Raw genomic sequence first — 21,541 nt, forward strand, 5'->3', positions numbered from 1 at the left:
CCGGGCGTGTGGCACGTTCGGGAGTGAGTTTGCGTATCCTCGCCATCGACACGGCGCTCGACGCCTGTTCCGTCTGCATCGCCTCGGATTCGACCGACGATCTCCTCGCGCACGAGTCGATGATCCTCGGACGCGGCCATGCCGAGGCGCTGCTGCCGATGATCGAGCGCGTGGTCGCCCGGGCCGAGGGCGGCTTCGAGGCCCTCGACCGCGTCGCGGTCACGGTCGGGCCGGGAAGCTATACCGGCCTGCGGGTCGGGCTCTCGGCGGCCCGGGCCATCGGCCTGGCCACCGGCATCCCCGTCGTCGGCGTCACCACCCTGTCGGCCCTGCTGGCGCCGCTGCTCGCGCAGAACGGCGAGGGCCTGATCGTAGCCGCGATCGATGCCCGGCACGGGTCGGTCTACCTGCAGGCCATGAGCATGACGGACGGCATCGTCGTGCCGCCGAGCCACCTTCCGGTGGCCGAGGCCGCGGCGATGCTCGACGGCGTCGTCACCCTGGTCGGCTCCGGCGCGCCCCTGGTTGCCCAGGCCGCGAAGGCGCGCGGGCTCAACACGGCGGTGGCCGGCACCGGAGCGGCCGAGATCGCCTGGGTCGCCTCGCTCGGCATGCTGGCCGACCCCGCCCAGGCGCTGGCGCGTCCCCTCTATCTCCGCGGTCCCGACGCCCAGCCGCAAGACCATGCGAGGCTCGCCCGCCGATGACCCGTTCGCTGACGCCGTTCTGGCCCTTCGAGGTCTGGTCCGCCTGGTGGGAAGCCTGGGGCACGGCACCCTACGTCACGCTGCTGCGGGATTCCGGCCAGGCGCGGGCCCTGGCGCGCATCCACGCCACCGCCTTCGCGCGCCCCTGGGACGCGCACGAGTTCGAGCGCATGCTGTGCGAGCGCTCCACCGAGGCCCATGCCCTGTGGAAGAACGGCGCGATCCAGGGCTTCGTCCTGTCGCGACGGGCGGCCGACGAGGCCGAGATCCTCACCGTCGTGCTGGCGCCGGCCGCGCGCGGGGGCGGCCTCTCGCACAAGCTGATCGCCGCCCATCTCGAACACCTCGTCCAGTCCGGCATCCGGACGGTCCATCTCGAGGTCGACGAGGGCAACGTGCCGGCGCTGAAGCTCTACGCCCGCCACGGCTTCCGACAGGTCGGCGAGCGGACGGGGTACTACACCCGGGCCGACGGCGCGCGGGCGACGGCGCTCACCATGACGGCGGTGCTGGCGTGACGCCAGCCGGCGCGCGCTAGGCCGCCGATGTCCCGCCTCGGCGCGTATGGCCGCCTGGCGCTTTGCGCCGTGGCGTTCCTCGTCATCGTGGGGCCGCACCTCCTCAGCCTCCGCTTCGGCCGCGGACGCATCGCGGCCTGGATGCCCGTGCTGTTCCACCGCGTCTTCGTGGCGCTGTTCGGCCTGCGGGTGACCCAGAGCGGCACGCCGCCGGAGGCCGGCGAACCCGCGCTCGTGTTGTCGAACCACGTCTCCTGGCTCGACATCATCGTCCTCGGCTCCCTGCGGCCGCTCTCCTTCGTGGCGAAATCCGAGATCGCCGGCTGGCCGGTGATCGGGACCCTGGCGCGGCTGCAGCGCACGGTGTTCATCGACCGGGCGCGCCGAGCCGACACCGCCAACGTCAACGCCACGGTGGCGCAGCGCCTCGCCCGCGGCGACCTGATCGTGCTCTTCGCCGAGGGCACCACCGGGGACGGCACCCGGCTGCTGCCCTTCCGCTCCTCGCTGGTCGGCGCCGCCCGGGCCGCGGTCGCGGGCGAGGGGCCCGCCCGCATCCGGCTGCAGCCCCTGGCCATCACCTATCCCCGCCGCAACGGCCTGCCGCTCGTCCGCAAGGAACGCCCCGACGTCGCCTGGTACGGCGACATGGAACTGGCGCCCCATCTCGCCGCCTTCTTCGACGGCGGTCCCATCGATATCCACGTGGTCTGGGGCGCACCGATCGCCGTCGAGGCCGGCACCGACCGCAAGCGGGCCACCGCCCTCGCCGAGGCCTCGGTCCGCGCCGCCCTCCAGCGCGGCGTCACGGGCCAGCCGCCCCTGGGGCCGGTCTGGCCGGGGCACCGGATGCGCCCCGACGTCGAGGATGGCACATTGCCGGAGCGAGGGATCGCGACGCCGCAGGCGAACCGTGCTATGCGCGGCGCGGAAATGCTGTCACCGGAATCGGACTGTTGAAGAAAGCCTACGTCAAATCCTACGGCTGCCAGATGAACGCCTACGACGCCGCCCGGATGGCGGACGTGCTGGGCGCCGAGGGCTACGCGGCGACGGACGCGGTGGAGGAGGCGGATGTCGTCATCCTCAACACCTGCCACATCCGCGAGAAGGCGGCCGACAAGGTCTATTCCGAGCTCGGTCGCCTGCGGGTGCTCAAGGGTGAGCGGGCGGAGGCCGGGCACGAGACCCGGATCGTCGTCGCGGGCTGCGTCGCCCAGGCCGAGGGCGCCGAGATCCTGGCCCGCGCGCCCACCGTCGACGTGGTGGTCGGCCCGCAGAACTATCACCGCCTGCCGGATCTGCTGGCGCGCTCGGCCACGAAGCGCGTGGTCGACACCGAGTTTCCCGTCGAGGACAAGTTCGACCACCTGCCGGCCCGCCGCACCCACGGGGTGACCGCGTTCCTCACCGTGCAGGAGGGTTGCGACAAGTTCTGCGCCTTCTGCGTCGTGCCCTATACCCGCGGCGCCGAGGTCTCGCGCTCCGTGGACGCGATCCGGGCCGAGGCCGAGAAGCTGGTGCGCGGCGGCGTCCGCGAGATCACCCTGATCGGCCAGAACGTGAACGCCTATCACGGGCTCGGTCCGGACGGCGGCAGCGCGACCCTGCCGGCGCTGATGCGTGCCCTGGAGCGCATCCCCGGCCTCCTGCGCCTGCGCTACACCACCAGCCATCCCAACGACATGGACGACGATCTGATCGCCGCCCATGGCAGCTTACCGGCGCTGATGCCCTACCTGCACCTGCCGGTGCAGTCGGGCTCCGACCGGGTGCTCAAGGCGATGAATCGCAAGCACACCGGCGACGCCTATCGCCGCCTGATCGAGCGGGTGCGCGCGGCCCGGCCCGACATCGCCCTGTCCTCGGATTTCATCGTGGGCTTCCCGGGCGAGACCGAGGCCGAGTTCGAGGACACGATGCGGCTGGTGCGCGAGATCGGCTTCGCCAGCGCCTTCTCCTTCAAGTACAGCCCGCGCCCCGGCACTCCGGCGGCCGACAGCGCCGATGCCGTTCCGGAAGCCGTGAAGTCCGAGCGCCTCGCCGCGCTCCAGGCCCTGCTCGACGCGCAGCGCCACGCCTTCAACGCGGCCGCGGTCGGCCACGTGGTCGAGGTGCTGGTCGAGAAGGCCGGCCGCCATCCCGGCCAGGTCGCCGGCAAGACGCCCCATCTCCTGCCGGTCCAGTTCGATGCGCCGACTTCCACCATCGGCACGGTGGTGCCGGTGCGGGTGATCCGCGCCGGCTCCAACAGCCTGTTCGGCGAGGCCGTCGGCGGCACCGCGGCGGCGGCGTGACGGCCCGTGGCGGCCCCGTCGGTCGATACGCCGCGCCGATCCGCCACTGTCCGGCGCGCCGCGGGAGCCCATCTCGGGATCGTCCGCGATGCGGCGCGGCCACGGACGGCCGGTGCGGACCTCCCTGCAACGAATAAAGGACGACGGCGTGCCAGGATCTGAAGGGTCGAGTGGACGCGGTGGCGCCTTGCGCGGGCGCGGCCCGGCGGCGCGGATCGGGGGTCTGGTCGAGACCGAGGAGGTCTCCCTGACCTTCGACGACAATCGGCTCGCGAGCCTCGTCTTCGGCCAGTACGACCAGAACGTCGCCCACATCGAGCGGCGCCTCGCCGTGACCGCCACCGCGCTCGGCAACCACCTCGTGGTCAAGGGCAGCGTCGAGGCGGCCGAGAAGGCCCGCAAGGTGTTCGAGCGGCTCTATGCCCGGGTGAAGGCGAGCGGGTTGCCCCTGACCCTCGGCGACGTGGACGGGGCGATCCACGAGACGACCCAGCAGGGCAACCTGTTCCCGGCCGCGGAGGTCAGCGCCGAGCCCGACCGGCCCGTGTTCGACCAGCTCGCCACCCGCAAGCGCGGTGCGGTGCGCGCCCGCAACGCGGCGCAGGACGCCTACATCAAGGCCCTGCGCAGCCACGAACTGGTCTTCGCCGAGGGGCCGGCCGGCACCGGCAAGACCTGGCTCGCCGTGGGCTACGCCGTGTCGCTGCTGGAGCAGGGGCATGTCGAGCGCCTGATCCTGTCGCGCCCTGCCGTGGAGGCCGGCGAGCGCCTCGGCTTCCTCCCCGGCGACATGCGCGAGAAGGTCGATCCCTACCTGCGGCCGATCTACGACGCCCTCTACGACTTCATGGAGGCGCGCCACGTCGACCGCGGCCTGCAGACCGGCGTGATCGAGATCGCACCCCTCGCCTTCATGCGCGGCCGCACCCTGACCAACGCCGTGGTGCTCCTCGACGAGGCGCAGAACACCACGTCCATGCAGATGAAGATGTTCCTCACCCGCCTCGGTGAGAACTCCCGCATGATCATCACCGGCGATCCGAGCCAGATCGACCTGCCGCCGGGCCAGAAATCCGGCCTCGTCGAGGCGGTGCGCGTCCTCGACGGCGTCGAGGGCATCGGCCGCATCACCTTCCGGGACGTCGACGTGGTGCGCCACGACCTCGTCCGCCGCATCGTCACCGCCTACGAGGCCGCGTCCCACGGGGAGGGCGACGCCGACCGCGGTCCGGTTTCGCGCCGGAGGCCGCTGTCGTGAGCACGGCCCCCGCCTGCGCGGCGGAGATCGACGTGGCCATCGAGGACCCGCGCTGGGAGGGCGTCGCGCCCGAGCTCGAAGCCTTCGTGATTCGCGCCGTCGAGGCCGGCCTGGCGGTGGCCCCGGAGCCGCCCGAAGGACCCGTCGAGATCAGCATCCTGCTGGCGACCGACGCGGTGGTCCAGGACCTCAACCGGACCTGGCGCGGCAAGGACAAGCCCACCAACGTGCTGTCCTTCCCCGCGCCGGCGCAACCCGCCCATGCGGGGATGCCGGTGCCCCTCGGCGACGTGGTTCTTGCGTATGACACGATGCTGCGCGAAAGTGCGGAGCAGTCGAAGCCGCTCAGCGACCATCTGGCCCATCTCCTCGTCCATGGCACCCTTCACCTCCTCGGTCAGGACCACGAGACCGGCGAGGCGGATGCCGACGCGATGGAGGCCCTCGAGGTCGCGGCCCTCCGCACCCTCGGCGTTCCCGATCCCTATGCGCCCGACCTCCCGCCGGCAGAACCGCCTGCCGCGTGAACGGCACCACGAGCGGCGAACCCGCCCGACACTCCAGATCAGAGAGACATGACAAACGATCGAAGTCGCGGCGCGGCCCAGGCCGCGCCCAGTTCCGGCGACGGTGAGAGCCAGGCCCGCGAGCCCTGGTACGACCGCCTCCTGCACGTCTTCCATCTTCGTCCCCGCGATTCGCTGCGCGACGACATCGAGGACGCGCTGGCCGAGCCCGACACCGGCGAGAACGCTTTCTCGCCCCTCGAACGCGCCATGCTCAAGAACGTCCTCGGCCTGCACAAGGTGCGGGTCGACGACGTGATGATCCCCCGGGCCGACATCGTCGCGGTGTCGATGGAGACCAGCCTCGGCGACCTCCTGAAGCTGTTCCGGACGGCCGGGCATTCGCGCCTGCCGGTCTACGGCGAGACCCTCGACGACCCCCGCGGCATGGTCCACATCCGCGACTTCGTCGATCATATCGCCGCCCGGGCCGAGGCGGGCAGCCGCCGCACGCCGCCCGCGGCCGCCGCCAGCGACGGCGACGCCGCTCCCGTGCTGCCGCCCCGGGCGCGCCGGGGCACGCGGGCCCTGCGCACCCTCAACCTCGCCAATGTCGACCTGTCGGCCACCCTGGCCGCCACCCGCATCCAGCGCCCCGTGCTGTTCGTGCCGCCCTCGATGCCGGCCATCGATCTCCTGGTGCGGATGCAGGCGACGCGCACCCACATGGCCCTCGTCATCGACGAGTACGGCGGCACCGACGGCCTCATCTCCATCGAGGACCTGATCGAGGTGGTGGTGGGCGACATTGAGGACGAGCACGACGTCGCCGAGGGACATCTCGTCCAGCGCGTCGACGGCGAGGGCGACGTCTTCGTGGCCGATGCCCGGGCCGGCCTGGCCGAGGTCTCGGCTGCCAGCGGTGTCGACCTCGTGGCGGCCGTCGGGGAAATGGCCGAGGAGATCGACACCATCGGCGGCCTGATCGTGACCCTGGCCGGGCGGGTGCCCTCCCGGGGCGAGCTCATCAGCGGGCCGGGCGACCTCGAGTTCGAGGTGCTCGATGCCGATCCGCGCCGGGTGAAGCGCCTGCGCCTCCATCGCGGCGATGCCCGCATCACCGCCGTGGTGCCCCTGGCCCTGCCGGCGCCGAAGCCCGCATCCGAATCACCCGCCGCGTGACGGAGCCGGCATGACCTCGATCCCCGCGGACCGCGCCGGGCGCGGTCCGGCGACGGGACCGCTCGCCGCCCTGGCCCACTGGGTCATGCTCAGCGCCGGCTGGCGCCGCATCGCCATCGCGATGGCCTCCGGCGCCCTCGGCGCCCTCGCCATGCCGCCCTTCGGGCTGTTTCCCGCCCTCGTGGTCTCCCTGAGCGTCGCCGTCTGGCTCGTCGACGGGGCCGCCACGGGGCGCAGGGCCACGCGCGGTGCGGTGCTGGCCAGCGCGGTCATCGGCTGGGCCTGGGGCTTCGGCTATCTCACCGCCGGCCTGTGGTGGCTCGGCTCCGCCTTCCTGGTGGAGGCCGAGGAATTCCTCTGGGCCCTGCCGCTCGGCGTCGTCGGCCTGCCGGCGGTGCTGGCGCTGTTCTACGCCTTCGGCTTCGCCCTGGCCCGCCTGCTCTGGTCGCGGGGTGCGCTGCGCCTCGTCGGCTTCGCCCTCGGCCTCTCCGCCTGCGAGTGGCTGCGCGGGCATCTCTTCACCGGCTTTCCCTGGAACACCCTGGGCATGGCCCTGGGCCAGAACCTTTGGCTGATGCAGGGTGCGGCCGTGGGTGGGCTCTACGGCCTGACCTTCCTGGCGATCCTCGTTGCGGCCGCCCCCGCGACCCTGGCGACCGCCCACAGCTGGTCCAGCCGCTACCTTCCCCTCGCCCTCGCCGGCCTCGCCCTCGCCGGGCTCGCCGGCTACGGCGCCCAGCGGGTGCCGGCCGGCGCGGATCCGCTGGTCCAGGGCGTGCGCCTGCGCCTGGTTCAGCCGAACCTGAACCAGGACGCCAAGTTCCGGCCGGAGAACCGTCAGGACATCCTCGACCGCTACCTCGAACTCAGCGACCGCGCCGCCGCGCCCGACCGCACCGGCATCGCCGACGTCACCCACGTGATCTGGCCGGAATCCGCCTTCCCGTTCCTGATCCAGCGCGATCCCGAGGCCCTGGCCCGGGTTGCCGCCGCCTTTCCGCCGGGCAAGCAGCTGATCACCGGCGCGGCCCGGGCCGAGGTCCCGGTGGGCGACGAGCGGCCGCGCTTCTTCAACAGCATCCTGACGATCTCGGCCGGGCCGAAATTCGGCGACATCTACGACAAGGTGCACCTCGTGCCCTTCGGCGAGTACCTGCCGGCCCCCCTCGACGCGACCCTGCGGGCCCTGCACATCCGGCAGTTCGTCTCGATTCCGGGAGGCTTCACGGCGGGGGATCGGGCGACCCAGCGGATCATGACCGTGCCGGGCCTGCCGCCGGTGGCGGCGACGATCTGCTACGAGGCGATCTTTCCGGGCGCCATCGTTCCGGGGGCGAGCCCGAACGGTCCGCCGCCGGTGCCGGGCCTGATCCTGAACCTCACCAACGACGCCTGGTTCGGCGATACGCCGGGGCCGCGCCAGCACCTCGCCCAGGCGCGCCTGCGCGCCGTGGAGGAGGGGCTGCCCCTGGTCCGCGACGCCAATACCGGCATCTCGGCCGTGATCGACGCCCATGGCCGGATCACCGCCAGCCTGCCCCTCGGCGTGGAGGGCGTCCTCGACGCCGATCTCCCGGCGCGCCTCCCGGGACGGACCCTCTATGCCCGCCTCGGCGACCTGCCCTTCGGTCTGGTCTGGGTCGGAACCTTCCTCACCCTCCTGGCGGCACGGCGGCGAAGCGCGTGAAGACCACCCTGCCGGTCTCGGCCCGGCCGATCCTCCTCGGTCTCGGCATCATGCTGGTCGCCTTCAACATGCGCCCGGCCCTGACGACCGTCGGCCCGCTCCTGGAGCGCATCCGGGCGGAAACGGGGCTCAGCGCCGCCGGGGCCGCCCTGCTCACCACGCTTCCGGTGCTCTGTATCGGCCTCGCCTGCACCGTCGGCCCCTGGGTGATGCGGCGCCTCGGCTCCGATCGCGGCGTGCTCCTCGCCGTGGCGGTCGTCGCCCTCGGTTCCGGCCTGCGCGGCCTCGGGGGGCTGGGGCCGCTCTTCGTCGGGGCCTGCCTCGCCGCCCTGGGCATCGGCCTCTCGGGGGTGCTGCTGCCGGGCCTGGTCAAGCGCGACTTTCCGGGCCTGACGGGTGTCGTCACCGGCCTCTACACCATGGTGCTCTGCCTCGGCGCCGCGGCGGGCGCGGGCCTGTCGGTCCCGCTCGCCGACGGCCTCGGCGGCTGGCCCGCCGCGCTCGCCCTCTGGGCCGTGCCCGCCCTCGTGGCCACCCTCGCCTGGGCGCCCTTCGCCCGGGCGCCCGAGACCGCACCCGGCGCAGCGCGGCGGATTTCCCTGTGGCGCGACCGGCTCGCCTGGCAGGTCACCGGCTTCATGGGCCTGCAATCGTCCCTGGCCTACATCATGTTCGGGTGGCTGCCCCTGGTGCTGCACGATCGCGGGCTGAGCGCGGTGGAAGCCGGCTTCGTGTCCTCGCTGATGAGCATCGGGCAGGCGCCGGCGGCGCTCCTGGTGCCGTCCTTCGCGGCCCGGGTCCGCGACCAGCGCGGCTTCGCCGCGGGCCTTCTCGCCCTCTGCACCCTGGCCCTCGTCGCCCTGGTCTATGGCCCGCTCGCCTGGGCGCTGCCGGTCGGCATGCTGCTGGGCGCCGGCCTCGGCGGCCTGTTCGGCCTCGGCCTCACCATTATCGTCCTGCGCGCCCGCGACCCGGCCACGGCCGGCAGCCTCGCGGCGATGTCTCAAAGCGTCGGCTACACGGTGGCCTCGCTCGGGCCGCTCGGCTTCGGGCTGGCGCACGACCTGACGGGCCATTGGGCGGCCTCGACGGCCCTGTTCTGCGCCATCGCCGCCTGCGCCTTCCTGTGCAGCCTCGGCGCCGGGCGCGACTGCTTCGTGGGCCCGGCCTGAGGGCCGGGCACCTCCCGTCCCCAACCGACGCAGGCGGTCGCGGCCGGCGCCATGCTCGCCCGAAGCCCATCGCCCGCGCGGTCAGGAGCGCGGGCGATGGGCGTACGACGCGTCAGAACACCTTCTCGGCCGTGTCGCTGCGCGGCGTCGCCCCGGCGATGCCGGCCTTGGCGTCGGCCTGCTCGGCGGCGCGCTTGTCCAGGGCGCGCTCCACCACCTTGGCGATGCCCACCATGATGGTGTCGAGGACGTAGTCCTTCGGGGTGTAGACCGCCGTGACGCCCATGTTCTTGAGCACCAGCTCGTCGTCGGGCGAGATGATGCCGCCGACCACGAGCGGGATGTGATCGAGGCCGGCCTCGCGCATCTTCGCCCGGACGTCGCGCACCAGCGGCACGTGGCTGCCAGAGAGGATCGAAAGCCCGACCACGTGGGCGCCGGTGGCCTTGGCCTTGGCCACGATCTCGGCCGGGGTCTGGCGAATGCCGTCGTAGGTCACGTCGAAGCCGACGTCGCGGGCGCGGAGCGCGATCTGCTCGGCGCCGTTGGAATGGCCGTCGAGGCCGGGCTTGCCGACCACCAGCTTCGGGGTCTCGCCGAGGCGCTCGCCGAGATCGGCGATCAGGAGCTTGGCGTCCTGCGCCGCCCCCGAGGAGATCGTCTCCAGGGTGACGCCGGTGGGGGCGCGGTACTCGCCGAAGACCTGGCGCAGGCGTTCGCCCCACTCGCCGGTGGTGACGCCGGCCTTCGCCGCCGCGATCGAGACCGGCATGATGTTGGCGCCGGAGCGCGCCGCGGCCTCGAGCGCGTCGAGGGCCTTCTCCACCGCCTGGCCGTCGCGCTTGGAACGCCACTCGCGGATGCGCTGCTCGGCCTCCATCTCGACGGTCTCGGACACGGTGAAGATGGCGCCCTCGCCGGCGGTGAGCGGGGAGGGCTCCCCGGCCTGGAACTTGTTGACGCCCACCACGACCTGGTCGCCGGCCTCAATGGCGGAGATGCGCTTGGCGTTGGATTCCACCAGCGCGCGCTTGAGGGCTCCGGTCTCCACCGCCGCCACGGCACCGCCGATGCCGCCGATCTCCTCCAGAGCCTTGCGCGTCTCGGCCTTCAGGGCCTCGACCTTGGCGTCGATGACCTTCGAGCCGTCGAAGATGTCGTCGTATTCCAGCAGGTCGGTCTCGAAGGCGAGGATCTGCTGCATGCGCATCGACCATTGCTGGTCCCAGGGGCGCGGCAGGCCGAGCGCCTCGTTCCAGGCCGGCAGCTGCACGGCGCGGGCGCGGGCGCGCTTCGACAGGGTCACGGCCAGCATCTCGATCAGGATGCGGTGGACGTTGTTCTCGGGTTGCTGCTCCGTCAGGCCGAGCGAATTCACCTGGACGCCGTAGCGGAAGATGCGCTTCTTCGGGTCGGTGATGCCGTAGCGCTCCTGGGCGATCTCATCCCACAGTTCGGAGAACGCCCGCATCTTGCAGATCTCGGTGACGAACCGCATGCCGGCATTCACGAAGAACGAGATCCGGCTGAACACGTCGGCGAAGCTCGCCGCGTCGAAATCGGGATCGTCGCGCACGGTGTCGAGCACCGCGATGGCGATGGCCAACGCGTAGGACAGCTCCTGCACCGGCGTCGCCCCGGCCTCCTGCAGGTGGTAGGAACAGACGTTCATCGGATTCCACTTCGGCACTTCCTTGGTCGTGAACAGGATCACGTCCTTGGTCAGCCGGAGGGACGGCGCGGGCGGGAACACGTAGGTGCCCCGCGAGAGGTATTCCTTGATGATGTCGTTCTGGGTGGTGCCCTGCAGGCCCGCGAACGGCGCGCCCTGCTCCTCGGCCACCGCGAGATAGAGCGACAGCAGCCACGGCGCCGTGGCGTTGATCGTCATCGAGGTGTTCATCTGCTGCAGCGGAATCTGCTCGAACAGGGTCCGCATGTCGCCGAGATGCGCGATCGAGACGCCGACCTTGCCGACCTCGCCCCGGGCGAGCTCGTGGTCGGGGTCGTAACCGGTCTGGGTCGGCAGGTCGAAGGCCACCGAGAGGCCGGTCTGTCCCTTGGCCAGGTTGCCGCGGTAGAGCGCGTTCGACTCCTTGGCGTTGGAATGACCCGCATAGGTGCGGATGATCCACGGCTTGTCGCGCTTGGTCTCGGCGACCGCTGCCTGTCCGCTCATCCCGGAACACTCCCTCAAGACTGAATTTGATGTGATCTCAAATTGCTTTTGACTGCTGTCGATCACTTGCGGCGCACCCTAGCGAAGCGCGTTCGCCACGTCATCAGCACCAAAGAACATCCGGGGCGGCCCCGCTCTTCGCGCTTTCACCGACGCCGCGACCTCACGCAAACGTGCCGCGCGCGGGGGCGCCCGCGGGGATTCCCGGTCGGCCGTTCTGGCTTCACGGGGCGAAAGCCGAGCGACCTGTGGACAACATCGGCGCCCCTGAGCGGGTCGGGCGGCTCCCGAACACCGCGAAGGATTGGACATTGGTACAAGCCAGTGCGCGGCCTGGTGCGCGGGGCCACGGCCGAGCGGCGATCGAGACGCGGCGGGCCGCAGGCCGATCAGCCTGTGTACGACGGGCGCTAAAGGCCCGCTCCGTCACGATAATATTGAATACAGGATCGAGCCGGCTCAAGCGGCGGCTTGTTCTTGGGGACGTGAAGGTTTCTTGGCCTCAGTCGAAAAGATTCTTGGCCGTTCGGGCTCTTGGACGGCTCTCGGTTCGCCGATATAGCGAGCAGCACAAGAAGTGATGGGGAGAGCCAAGATGGCCGCGAGCGCTGCGTCGAGCACGACGGAACTGAAGGACCTGTACGAGATGGGCGAAGTGCCGCCCCTCGGGCACGTGCCGGCGAAGATGTATGCCTGGGCCATTCGGCGCGAGCGCCATGGACCGCCGGAGCAGTCGCACCAGCTCGAGGTGCTGCCCGTCTGGGACATCGGCGACGACGAGGTGCTGGTCTACGTCATGGCCGCCGGCGTGAACTACAACGGCGTCTGGGCCGGCCTCGGCGAGCCGATCTCCCCCTTCGACGTGCACAAGGGCGAGTACCACATCGCCGGCTCGGATGCCTCCGGCATCGTCTGGAAGGTCGGCGCCAAGGTGAAGCGCTGGAAGGTCGGCGACGAGGTCATCGTCCACTGCAACCGCGACGACGGCGACGACGAGGAGTGCAACGGCGGCGACCCGATGTTCTCGCCCTCCCAGCGCATCTGGGGCTATGAGACCGGGGACGGCTCCTTCGCCCAGTTCTGCCGGGTGCAGTCGCGCCAGCTCATGGTGCGCCCCAAGCACCTGACCTGGGAGGAGGCGGCCTGCTACACGCTCACCCTCGCCACCGCATACCGCATGCTGTTCGGCCACGCCCCGCACACCGTGCGCCCGGGCCAGAACGTCCTCGTCTGGGGCGCCTCGGGCGGCCTCGGCGTCTTCGCCGTGCAGCTCTGCGCGGCCTCGGGTGCCAACGCCATCGCGGTGATCTCGGACGACACCAAGCGCGACTACGTCATGAGCCTCGGCGCCAAGGGCGTGATCAACCGCAAGGAGTTCGACTGCTGGGGCCAGCTGCCCAAGGTCAACTCGCCCGAGTACAACACCTGGCTCAAGGAAGCCCGCAAGTTCGGCAAGGCGATCTGGGACATCACCGGCAAGGGCAACGACGTCGACATCGTGTTCGAGCACCCGGGCGAGTCGACCTTCCCGGTCTCGACCCTGGTGGCCAAGCGCGGCGGCATGATCGTGTTCTGTGCCGGCACCACCGGCTTCAATATCACCTTCGACGCCCGCTACGTCTGGATGCGCCAGAAGCGCATCCAGGGCTCGCACTTCGCCCACCTGAAGCAGGCCTCCGCCGCCAACCAGTTCGTCCTCGACCAGCGCATCGACCCGTGCATGAGCGAGGTCTTCCCCTGGGAGAAGATCCCCCAGGCCCACACCAAGATGTGGAAGAACCAGCACGCCCCCGGCAACATGGCCTGCCTCGTCAACGCGCCCCGCGCCGGCCTGCGCACGGTCGAGGACGTGATCGAGGCTGGAAAGCGCTAGGCGTTCGGCGTCTTTCCCGTCTCAACGATGGCCTGCCCTTCTCGGAGGGCGGGCGCGAAGCAACCTTCGCCGGCTCGTCTCGCTTACCTGCCCTTTTCGGAGGGCAGGTGTTTTGCGTATTCCTCGCGCTCTTCCTTCTGCTTGATCAGATCCGCGTAGGCTTGGCGCATCTCGGGCGACACCGTCACCGAGCGCGCTTTCTCTTTTTTGCGCTTGGGCGCCTTCTTGAACTGGTTGGTCGTCTCGGCCATCGCTGCCCCCTGTCGTGCGCGACCCCCAGCATAGGCGCGATGCGCGACGATCGCGAGACGTGGGACCGGTCGCCCGGCTTCCGGCGCGTTCCGCAGCCTGATAGACCGGTGCCGAAGCGACCGGTCGCCCGCCCGAGCGGGTCGGCCGTCAGGCACGACGTTCACGGACCACGGCGACCATCATGGACAAGTTCACCACCCTGGAGGGCGTCGCGGCGCCCATGCGGATCATCAACGTCGACACCGACCGGATCATCCCGAAGCAGTACCTCAAGACGATCAAGCGCACGGGTCTCGGCAAGGGCCTGTTCTCCGAGATGCGCTACCGCGACGACGGCTCGGAGAACCCGGACTTCGTGCTGAACAAGCCGGCCTATCGCAACGCCAGGATCCTCGTGGTCGGCGACAACTTCGGCTGCGGCTCGTCGCGCGAGCACGCACCCTGGGCCCTGACCGATTTCGGCATCCGCTGCGTCATCTCCACGAGCTTCGCCGACATCTTCTTCAACAATTGCGCCAAGAACGGCATCCTGGCGATCACCGTCTCCCCCGAGGATCTGGAGAAGCTGTTCGAGGATGCGGAGCGCGGCTCCAACGCGACCCTGTCGGTGGATTTGGAGGCCCAGACCATCAAGGGCCCGGACGGTGGCACCCTGCACTTCGAGATCGATTCCGGCCGCAAGGAGAGCCTCCTCAACGGCCTCGACGAGATCGGCCTGACCCTGAAGCGCGCTCCGGCCATCGACGCCTACGAGGAGAAGCTCGCCGCGCGCGGGTTCGCCTGAGCGCGATCGACGCCGGCTCGCGCGCCCGATCCCAAGGGTCGGGCACGGGGCAGCCGGATTTGTGCGTCGGGCGTTCCGGTCATTCGGTGCCGGCCGCAACCGTTCGTTAACCCTGGTATCGCCTGAATCGGCGATCACGGTTTCGACGAACGCATTGGCGGAGAACACGATGGCATTCGGCCGATCGGGCAAGACGGCGACCCTCTCCGGCGGAGTGGCCGCGGCCCTCCTGGCGATCTGCGCCCCGGCCCAGGCCGACTTCCAGGACTGCCTCGGAAGCCTGCAGGCGCAGGCCGCCGCGCAGGGCATCTCGGCCCAGACCTTCCGGGCCGCGACGGCCGGGATCACCTACGACGAGAAGGTCCTCGAGCTCAGCCAGGCGCAGCCCGAGTTCAAGACGCCGATCTGGGACTACATGGCCGCCCTCGTGGACGAGGAGCGCGTCGACGACGGCAAGGCCGCCATGCGCCAGCACGCGCAGGCCCTGGCCAATGCCGAGGCGCGCTACGGCGTCGACCGGCACACCATCGCGGCGGTCTGGGGCGTCGAATCGAACTTCGGGAAGAACCTCGGCAAGATGCCGCTGGTGCAGTCCTTCGCCACCCTGATCTGTGCCAACCATCGCCGGAAGGAGTTCTTCAAGGGCGAGCTGATGGCCACCCTGAAGATCATCGAGCGCGGCGATATCGATCCCTCCCGCCTGAACGGGTCCTGGGCCGGCGCCTTCGGGCAGACGCAGTTCATGCCCACCACCTATCAGCGCCTCGCCGTCGACGGCGACGGCGACGGGCGCCGCGACCTGGTCGATTCGGTGCCGGACGCCGTGGCGTCCACGGCGAACTTCCTGCGGGTGGCCAAGTGGAACAACGGCCAGCCCTGGGGCTACGAGGTGAAGGTGCCGCGCGGCTTCAACGCCGGCGCGGCGGGTCGCAAGAACAAGAAGGCGATCGCCCACTGGGCCTCGCTGGGCGTCACCCGCGTCGACGGCCGTCCCCTCTCGGGCGAAGGTCCGGCCGGCATCCTGCTTCCGGCCGGCATCGACGGCCCGGCCTTCCTGGTGACGAAGAACTTCGACGCGCTCTACTCCTACAACGCGGCCGAATCCTACGGCCTCGCCATCGCGGTGCTGTCCGACCGTCTGCGCGGGCGGGGCGGCATCCAGGCCGACTGGCCCACCGACGATCCGCCGCTGTCGCGGGCCGAGCGCCGCGACCTTCAGGCCCGCCTCACCAAGCGCGGCTTCGATGTGGGTGAACCCGACGGCAAGGTCGGTTCTAAGACCCGCGACGCCATCAAGGAAGTCGAGCGCAGCCTCGGCATGCCGGCCACCGGTCGGCCCGGGGCCAAGGTCCTGGAAGCCCTCCGGCGCGGATGAGCGCACGGCGCCTGATCAGCTCCGGGTCGCCGTTCGAAGCGGCCTACGGCTATTCGCGCGCCGTGGTGCAGGGCGGCTTCGTCTTCGTGGCAGGCACCACCGGCTACGACTACGCCACGATGACGCTGCCGGTCTCGGCCACCGAGCAGGCCGAGGCCTGCTGGCGGACCATCGGGGACGTCCTGGCGCAGGCCGGGACCGGGCTCGCGGAGATCGTGCGGGCGACCTACTACGTCACGGATCGCACGGAGGCCGAAGCGGTTCTCGCGGTCTGCGGCCGGGTCCTGGCCGGGATCCGGCCCGCCGCCACGCTCGTCATCGTCGCCGGTCTGTTGCGTCCCGAGATGAAGGTCGAGATCGAGGTCACGGCGCTGCTGCCGTCAGGAGGGTTCGTCCCATGGGTGGACCGCTGATCGCACTGACCGGTGCCACGGGCTTCATCGGGCGGCACCTGCTGCAAAGCCTGTCGCGGCACGGGTTCCGGGTGCGCGTCCTGCTCCGCCGTCCCGTGGAGGTTCCGGAGGGCGCGAGCAGCGCCGTCGTCGGCGACCTGACCCGGCCGATGAACATGGCGGCGGCCCTCGCGGGCGTCGACGCGGTGGTGCATTCCGCGGGCTTGTCGCCGACCATGTCGGGCACGCCCGAGGACGATTTCCGCGCGTCGAACACCGAGGCGACCCTGCGTCTCGCCGAGGCGGCCGTCCGCGCCCGGGTCCAGCGCTTCGTCTTCCTGTCCTCCATCCGGGCGCAAACCGGGATCTCGGCGCCCGGACTCGTCACGGAGTCCGATCTGCCAGCCCCGACCGAGGCTTATGGGCGCTCCAAGCTCGCGGCCGAGGCAGCCCTGGCGGAGACCGGGCTCGACTGGGTCGCCCTTCGCCCCGTCCTGGTTTACGGCGCCGGCGTGACGGGCAATGTCGCGACCCTGCTGCAACTGGCCCGCTCTGCCGCGCCGCTTCCCTTCGCGAGCCTCGGGGCTCGGCGCTCTCTCGTCTCGGTGGAATCGCTGGCACAGGCGGTCGCCGTGTCGCTTGCCGCGCCCGGTCCCTTGCGCCGGCCGCTCATCGTGGCCGAGCCCGATCCGCTCACCCCGGCCGAGATGGTGACGGCCCTGCGCGCCGGCTTCGGACGGCGCGCCGGACTCCTGCCCGCGCCGTCCGCGCTGCTCGCACTCGCCTGCCGGCTCGCAGGACAGGAGCGCGCCTATGCCCGCCTCTCCACCAGCCTCGTCGCGCACGCGGAGGGGCTGGCAACCCTGGGATGGCGGCCCGTGAGCACGGCCCGCGAGGGTCTCGAACGCTTCGCCCGCAGCCAGGCCTGACGAAGGCCCGGCATCGCCGGCCGGGCCGCGATCGACGCGGATGGTTTCGCGGCCTGTGTGCTCAGCGGCGGACGTCGATCACGTCGCCGGACCGGCTGTCGAGCACGACGGTGATGTCGTCGCCCCGCCGGTCCGAACCGCGCACGATCATCCGCGGGCCGCGCCGGTCGACGCCGTCCACATCCACCAGGCCCTCGCGCCGCGCGATGCGGGCGGCCTCGCCACGGGTCAGTTCGCTGCGCGGCGGACCACGATCGTCGTAGCCGCGGCGGTAACCCGGATCGACCTGTACGCCGCCGGGGCCGATGGAGATGCCCTGCGCGAGCGCCGGAGCGGACGTGAGGCCGAGGCCGAGGGCAACGAGGCTGCCGGCCAGGATCGTCGGACGAATGTGCATGATGGCTTCCCCCTCTGTCAGGCGCGCCGCCTCGGCCGATGGGCCTCGGGACGCCTCCTGCGATTCGGGCCTCAATCCCCGTGCGTTCGCTCTTGTTCCTGGAGGGCGTCAGTGCACCGCGCGAATCGCGGCGGCGACGGCGTCGTCGGTCTGGTCGATATCCGGCGCGTCGATGTGGCGGAAGCGCGCCTGGATCAGACCGAAGGCGCCGAAGGCGAAATGCCCGGCCGCCACGATGGCGAGCAGCACCCAGCCATAGGGCTGCGCGCGCAGGGCCGCGAAGGCGCCGGCCAAGCCCTTCACCTCCGAGGAGGCCTGATACCAGGCCGCCGCGATGAAGAACCCGCCGATGATCAGGAAGGCGACGCCGCGGGCAGCGTAACCGAACTGGCCGACGGGCTTGGCCCAGCGACAATGGTCGGCGTCGAGCTTCAGGCGATCGGTGACGTCGCCCTTGAACGCCTTGATCAGGAAGGCGACGCCGCCCCCCATGACGCCGAGGCCGATCAGGCCGACGAGCCACAGGCCGAAGGGCTTTGCCAGGAGCCAGGCCGTCCAGTCCTGCGTGGCGTCACCGCCCTTGCGCCCGAGGCCGAGGGCGAGGCTCGCGGCGGTGATGGCGAGGCCGGTATAGATCGCGGCGCTCAAGAGATGGGCAAGCCGGACGGTCGCGCCCTTCAGCGAGGTTCCGCGCCGGTCGGCATCGGTGACGCTCTCGATGAAGCGCCAGACCGCGAACCCGAGCAGACCGGCCGCGATCAGGCCGACGAGCACGACGCCGAACGGTCCGGCGAGCACCCAGCGGAGGGCGCTCTCGCTGTCGCCGGCGCGGCCGCCCTGGCCGATGGCGGCGAGGACTGCCAAGCCACCGACGACGCAATAGACGATGCCGCGGGCGCCGTAGCCGAACCGAGCGACGCGCTCGATGGTGTTGTGTCCGAGGTTGAGCAAGGCGTTTCCCGGGGTCGCGCGACGTTATCCGTCGGAGGAACGCGCAGCCTTGCCGGATAGTGCCACGTAGAACCCGAGACCGTCGCCGGCCGGGAGGGTCTGCAATCGATCGACCAGACCCTTGCGCTTGGCCTCGAGCAGCAGGCGGCCGATCGGTTGGAACAGGGTTTCGCCGCCGCCCTCCGGCGGAGGCGCCAGCCGGATCGCCACCGTCTTGCCCTTCCCGAAGCGACTGCGTTCCAGCATGTCCGCCAGCGAAGCCTCCGCGGTCGGACGATTGGTCTCGCGCAGGTCGAGGACCGATTCGGCATCGGTGACCCCGAGCGAACCGCGCAGCTTGTTGGCGTAGAAATCTTCGAAATGGGGCACCGGGCGGCACAGTCCTGGCTGGAGACGAAGATGGGGCGCGTCGCTGCGCAACGCCATCGTAGCCGTCCGCGAGTCCCGGACACAACGGGCTTCGGATGCATCGGCCGCGTCCCCGGCGCGGAAGCCGTGCCGGGGACGCGGCGGCGTGGTGTCTCAGCCGTGGACGAGCACGTTGCGGAACTGCCAGGGGTCGCTGGTGTCGATGTCCTCGGGGAACAGGCCCGGGCGACCGGTCAGCGGCGTCCAGTCGGTGTAGACGCCGATCACGGGGCCGAGATACGGGGTCTGCACTTCGAGGCAGCGACGGAAGTCCATCTCGTCGGCCTCGACGATACCGGCCTCCGGGTTCTCCAGGGCCCAGACCATGCCGGCGAGCACCGCCGAGGTCACCTGCAGGCCCGTGGCGTTCTGGTAGGGCGCGATGCGGCGGGTCTCCTCGATGGAGAGCTGCGAGCCGTACCAGTAGGCGTTCTTGGCATGGCCGTAGAGAAGCACGCCGAGCTCGTCGATGCCGTCGACGATCTCGGTCTCGTCGAGGATGTGGATCGTCTCCTGGACCTTGCCGCCGTTGCCGAACATCTCGTGCAGCGAGAGCACCGCGTCGTTCGCGGGGTGATAGGCGTAGTGGCAGGTCGGCCGGTAGGCGGCGCGCTCGCCCTCCAGCACGGTATAGTAGTCGGAGATCGAGACGGCCTCGTTGTGGGTCACGAGGAAGGCGTATTGCGACTGGGCCGTCGGCGTCCACGAGCGCACGCGGGTGTCGGCGCCGGGCTGGAGCAGGTAGATCGCGCAGCGCGAGCCCTTCTCCTGTTCGCGGCCGTTCTCCGGCATCCAGGTCTCGTGGGTGCCCCAGCCGAGCTCGGCCGGCTGGTTGCCCTCGGAGACGAAGCCTTCCACCGACCAGGTGTTGACGAAGACGCCCATGGGCTTGGCCGACTTGGCACGCTGGGTGTCGCGCTCGGCGATGTGCACGCCCTTCACGCCGACCTCGCGCATGAGGGCGGCCCAGCCGGCGCGGTCCTTCGGCTCAGGGGTCTTCAGGCCGAGATCGCCGGCGATGTTCAGCAGCGCCTGCTTGACGAACCACGACACCATGCCGGGATTGGCGCCGCAGCACGACACGGCGGTGGTGCCGCCGGGGCTCGCGGTACGGGCGTCCAGGATCTCCTGGCGCAGGGCGTAGTTGGTGCGGTCGCCCTGGCTCTTGTTCTTGTCGAAGTAGAAGCCCGGCCAGGGCTCCGCGACGGTGTCGATGTAGAAGGCGCCGAGCTCGCGGCAGAGCTCCATGATCGCCCGCGACGAGGTGTCGACCGAGAGATTCACGCAGAAGCCCTGGCCGCCGCCCTCGGTGAGCAGCGGCGTCAGCACCTCGCGATAGTTCTCCTTGGTCAGAGCGACCTGCTCGAAGCGCAGGCCGTGCTGATCGGCCAGGGACTTGTGCGCGTCGGAGGGCTCGACGACGGTGAAGCGCGCCTTGTCGTATTCGAAGTGGCGCTCGATCAGCGGGAGCGTGCCGCGCCCGATGGAGCCGAAGCCGATCATTACGATGGGGCCTGTGATGCGGCCGTGGACGGGCCAGGCGGTGGCGGCTTCGGTCATGGGCGTCGGGTCCTTCTCATACGCGTGTCGTTGTCGGTGGTCGTACGGCGACCGCATGCCTTAGGCGGCGCAAATGACGAACAAGCGACGGGCTCAGTGGCGTTTGCGGCTCCGGCGGTCAACCGCCCCGGGGCAATCGACTCATGCGCCATGCACCGAGTCTTACGGAAGTTTGAAGCGGCGCATGCCCTGTACGCAGGGCGAGGTCCCACCGCAGCGCATTGCGACGACGGCCCCGCACACCGATATTGCACTGCAACAGAACAACAGCGAACACCGACGCGGAAACGTCCGTCCCCTCAACGCCACGGACTTCGACCATGCTCGCACTCATCACCTCGCGCCTCGCCGCTCCGGTCGACGAGCCCATCGACCGCGATCCGGGCATCATCACCCTGGCGGCCTCGCTGCTTCGCGCGGTGACGCGCCGCCATGATGCCGCCTTCCAGCGCCGCTGCGATCTCGCCACCAAGACCGAGCATCACACGGCCGTCTGACCCGCGGTTTCGCCGGAACGGCCGTCAGGCGACCCGTCGTCGGGAGCCTGCGCCGCTCTCGGCCACCGCCGGCACAAGGGGGATGGGTGCCGCCTGATCCCAGGCACCCGATGCCCGCAGGATACCCCGTGCTCCGGCCAGGGCACCGCGACGCAACTCGAGCCCGAGGAAGCGCTCGCGCTCGAACGGGCCGGGCATGAACAGCCCCTCCGCGCGTTCCGCCGAAAAGCCGAAGCGCGCATAGTAGGGCGCATCGCCCATCAGCAGCACAGCGCCGTGGCCGAGGATGTCCGCACGACGCAGGGCAGCCCGCATCAGGATCGATCCGAGGCCGAGCCCCTGGATCGTCGGGTCGACCGCCAGCGGCCCCAGCAGCAGGGCCGGGCGCCGGGCGCCGGCCTCGACATGCCACAGACGGCAGGTGCCGACGACGCGACCGTCCTTCTCGGCGGTGAGGGCGAGGCCCTCCGCCGGAAGCCGGCCTTCGCGCAGGCGCTCGGACGTCTTCAGGCGGCGAGCCTCGCCGAAGCAGGCGTCAAGGAGCTGCTCGCGGGCGACGACGTCGCCGGCCACTTCATCACGAATCTGGACCAAGGCCGCACCCTTCCCGAACGTTG

The 21,541-nt window shown here is 70.8% G+C and carries 22 protein-coding genes; 15 read left to right on the forward strand and 7 right to left on the reverse strand.

The window, feature by feature from the left end; genetic code table 11:
• Nucleotides 1-29 precede the first annotated feature (29 nt).
• The 9 genes from tsaB to ASF58_RS22320 all read left to right on the forward strand — a co-directional run bounded on the left by tsaB (nt 30) and on the right by ASF58_RS22320 (nt 9,327).
• On the forward strand, nt 30-707 hold the full coding sequence (gene tsaB, locus ASF58_RS22280) for a tRNA (adenosine(37)-N6)-threonylcarbamoyltransferase complex dimerization subunit type 1 TsaB (RefSeq protein ID WP_055957803.1): 678 nt from the start codon (nt 30-32) through the stop codon (nt 705-707).
• Nucleotides 704-1,225, forward strand: a complete 522-nt coding sequence (locus ASF58_RS22285) for a GNAT family N-acetyltransferase (protein ID WP_055957814.1) — start codon at nt 704-706, stop codon at nt 1,223-1,225. Before tsaB ends, ASF58_RS22285 begins: the two co-directional genes overlap by 4 nt.
• A gap of 27 nt (nt 1,226-1,252) precedes the next feature.
• Nucleotides 1,253-2,185, forward strand: a complete 933-nt coding sequence (locus tag ASF58_RS22290; protein ID WP_082513253.1) for a lysophospholipid acyltransferase family protein — start codon at nt 1,253-1,255, stop codon at nt 2,183-2,185.
• Nucleotides 2,182-3,522 (forward strand): tRNA (N6-isopentenyl adenosine(37)-C2)-methylthiotransferase MiaB, encoded by a 1,341-nt coding sequence (gene miaB, locus ASF58_RS22295; protein ID WP_055957815.1) that lies wholly within the window; start codon nt 2,182-2,184, stop codon nt 3,520-3,522. Before ASF58_RS22290 ends, miaB begins: the two co-directional genes overlap by 4 nt.
• 148 nt (nt 3,523-3,670) lie before the next feature.
• Nucleotides 3,671-4,780, forward strand: coding sequence for a PhoH family protein (locus ASF58_RS22300; RefSeq protein WP_055958148.1), 1,110 nt, complete (start codon nt 3,671-3,673; stop codon nt 4,778-4,780).
• Nucleotides 4,777-5,307: an rRNA maturation RNase YbeY gene (ybeY, locus tag ASF58_RS22305; protein WP_055957818.1), complete on the forward strand. Its 531-nt coding sequence runs from the start codon at nt 4,777-4,779 to the stop codon at nt 5,305-5,307. Before ASF58_RS22300 ends, ybeY begins: the two co-directional genes overlap by 4 nt.
• A gap of 48 nt (nt 5,308-5,355) precedes the next feature.
• The gene (locus ASF58_RS22310; RefSeq protein WP_055957821.1) at nt 5,356-6,468 is read left to right on the forward strand and encodes a hemolysin family protein; all 1,113 of its coding nucleotides are present in this window, start codon (nt 5,356-5,358) and stop codon (nt 6,466-6,468) included.
• A gap of 10 nt (nt 6,469-6,478) precedes the next feature.
• Nucleotides 6,479-8,155: an apolipoprotein N-acyltransferase gene (gene lnt, locus ASF58_RS22315; RefSeq protein ID WP_055957824.1), complete on the forward strand. Its 1,677-nt coding sequence runs from the start codon at nt 6,479-6,481 to the stop codon at nt 8,153-8,155.
• A complete protein-coding gene (locus ASF58_RS22320; RefSeq protein WP_244477452.1) occupies nt 8,152-9,327 on the forward strand; it encodes an MFS transporter in 1,176 nt (391 codons plus the stop codon). Before lnt ends, ASF58_RS22320 begins: the two co-directional genes overlap by 4 nt.
• Nucleotides 9,328-9,439: 112 nt before the next feature.
• Here ASF58_RS22320 and ASF58_RS22325 read toward each other — a convergent pair whose 3' ends face one another.
• Nucleotides 9,440-11,506: a protein meaA gene (locus ASF58_RS22325; protein ID WP_055957826.1), complete on the reverse strand. Its 2,067-nt coding sequence runs from the start codon at nt 11,504-11,506 to the stop codon at nt 9,440-9,442.
• 595 nt (nt 11,507-12,101) lie between these two features.
• Here ASF58_RS22325 and ccrA point away from each other — a divergent pair.
• Nucleotides 12,102-13,379 (forward strand): crotonyl-CoA carboxylase/reductase, encoded by a 1,278-nt coding sequence (ccrA, locus tag ASF58_RS22330; RefSeq protein ID WP_055957829.1) that lies wholly within the window; start codon nt 12,102-12,104, stop codon nt 13,377-13,379.
• Nucleotides 13,380-13,462: 83 nt separating this feature from the next.
• Here ccrA and ASF58_RS26775 read toward each other — a convergent pair whose 3' ends face one another.
• Nucleotides 13,463-13,630 (reverse strand): hypothetical protein, encoded by a 168-nt coding sequence (locus ASF58_RS26775; RefSeq protein ID WP_181017318.1) that lies wholly within the window; start codon nt 13,628-13,630, stop codon nt 13,463-13,465.
• A 182-nt stretch (nt 13,631-13,812) separates the two neighbouring features.
• Here ASF58_RS26775 and leuD point away from each other — a divergent pair, with 182 nt between their 5' ends.
• The 4 genes from leuD (at nt 13,813) to ASF58_RS22350 (ending at nt 17,111) form a co-directional block, all read left to right on the forward strand.
• On the forward strand, nt 13,813-14,415 hold the full coding sequence (gene leuD, locus ASF58_RS22335; protein WP_055957832.1) for a 3-isopropylmalate dehydratase small subunit: 603 nt from the start codon (nt 13,813-13,815) through the stop codon (nt 14,413-14,415).
• A 169-nt stretch (nt 14,416-14,584) separates the two neighbouring features.
• A complete protein-coding gene (locus ASF58_RS22340; RefSeq protein ID WP_055958154.1) occupies nt 14,585-15,790 on the forward strand; it encodes a lytic murein transglycosylase in 1,206 nt (401 codons plus the stop codon).
• Nucleotides 15,787-16,203 (forward strand): RidA family protein, encoded by a 417-nt coding sequence (locus ASF58_RS22345; RefSeq protein ID WP_055957836.1) that lies wholly within the window; start codon nt 15,787-15,789, stop codon nt 16,201-16,203. Before ASF58_RS22340 ends, ASF58_RS22345 begins: the two co-directional genes overlap by 4 nt.
• The gene (locus ASF58_RS22350) at nt 16,188-17,111 is read left to right on the forward strand and encodes an NAD-dependent epimerase/dehydratase family protein (RefSeq protein WP_055957838.1); all 924 of its coding nucleotides are present in this window, start codon (nt 16,188-16,190) and stop codon (nt 17,109-17,111) included. The genes ASF58_RS22345 and ASF58_RS22350 overlap by 16 nt, the downstream gene beginning before the upstream one ends.
• A gap of 61 nt (nt 17,112-17,172) precedes the next feature.
• On the opposite strand, the gene ASF58_RS22355 is transcribed toward ASF58_RS22350, so the two are convergent.
• The 4 genes from ASF58_RS22355 to ASF58_RS22370 form a co-directional block, all read right to left on the reverse strand.
• Entirely contained in the window at nt 17,173-17,508 is a 336-nt protein-coding gene (locus tag ASF58_RS22355; protein ID WP_055957841.1) for a hypothetical protein, read from the reverse strand.
• A 108-nt stretch (nt 17,509-17,616) separates the two neighbouring features.
• A complete protein-coding gene (locus ASF58_RS22360; RefSeq protein WP_055957845.1) occupies nt 17,617-18,459 on the reverse strand; it encodes a DUF1206 domain-containing protein in 843 nt (280 codons plus the stop codon).
• A 24-nt stretch (nt 18,460-18,483) separates the two neighbouring features.
• Nucleotides 18,484-18,828 (reverse strand): hypothetical protein, encoded by a 345-nt coding sequence (locus ASF58_RS22365; RefSeq protein WP_055957848.1) that lies wholly within the window; start codon nt 18,826-18,828, stop codon nt 18,484-18,486.
• Nucleotides 18,829-18,981: 153 nt separating this feature from the next.
• On the reverse strand, nt 18,982-20,427 hold the full coding sequence (locus tag ASF58_RS22370) for a saccharopine dehydrogenase NADP-binding domain-containing protein (protein ID WP_055957851.1): 1,446 nt from the start codon (nt 20,425-20,427) through the stop codon (nt 18,982-18,984).
• Between the two features lie 320 nt (nt 20,428-20,747).
• On the opposite strand from ASF58_RS22370, the gene ASF58_RS26780 reads away from it, so the two are divergent.
• Nucleotides 20,748-20,924, forward strand: coding sequence for a hypothetical protein (locus ASF58_RS26780; protein WP_200930240.1), 177 nt, complete (start codon nt 20,748-20,750; stop codon nt 20,922-20,924).
• Nucleotides 20,925-20,948: 24 nt separating this feature from the next.
• Here the strand turns inward: ASF58_RS26780 and ASF58_RS22375 are convergent, their stop codons facing one another.
• Complete coding sequence (locus ASF58_RS22375) at nt 20,949-21,518, reverse strand: N-acetyltransferase (protein ID WP_055957854.1); 570 nt, start codon at nt 21,516-21,518, stop codon at nt 20,949-20,951.
• Nucleotides 21,519-21,541 lie beyond the last annotated feature (23 nt).

The organism is Methylobacterium sp. Leaf125 (genome assembly GCF_001423085.1).
In the GTDB taxonomy this organism is placed as follows: Bacteria; Pseudomonadota; Alphaproteobacteria; order Rhizobiales; family Beijerinckiaceae; genus Methylobacterium.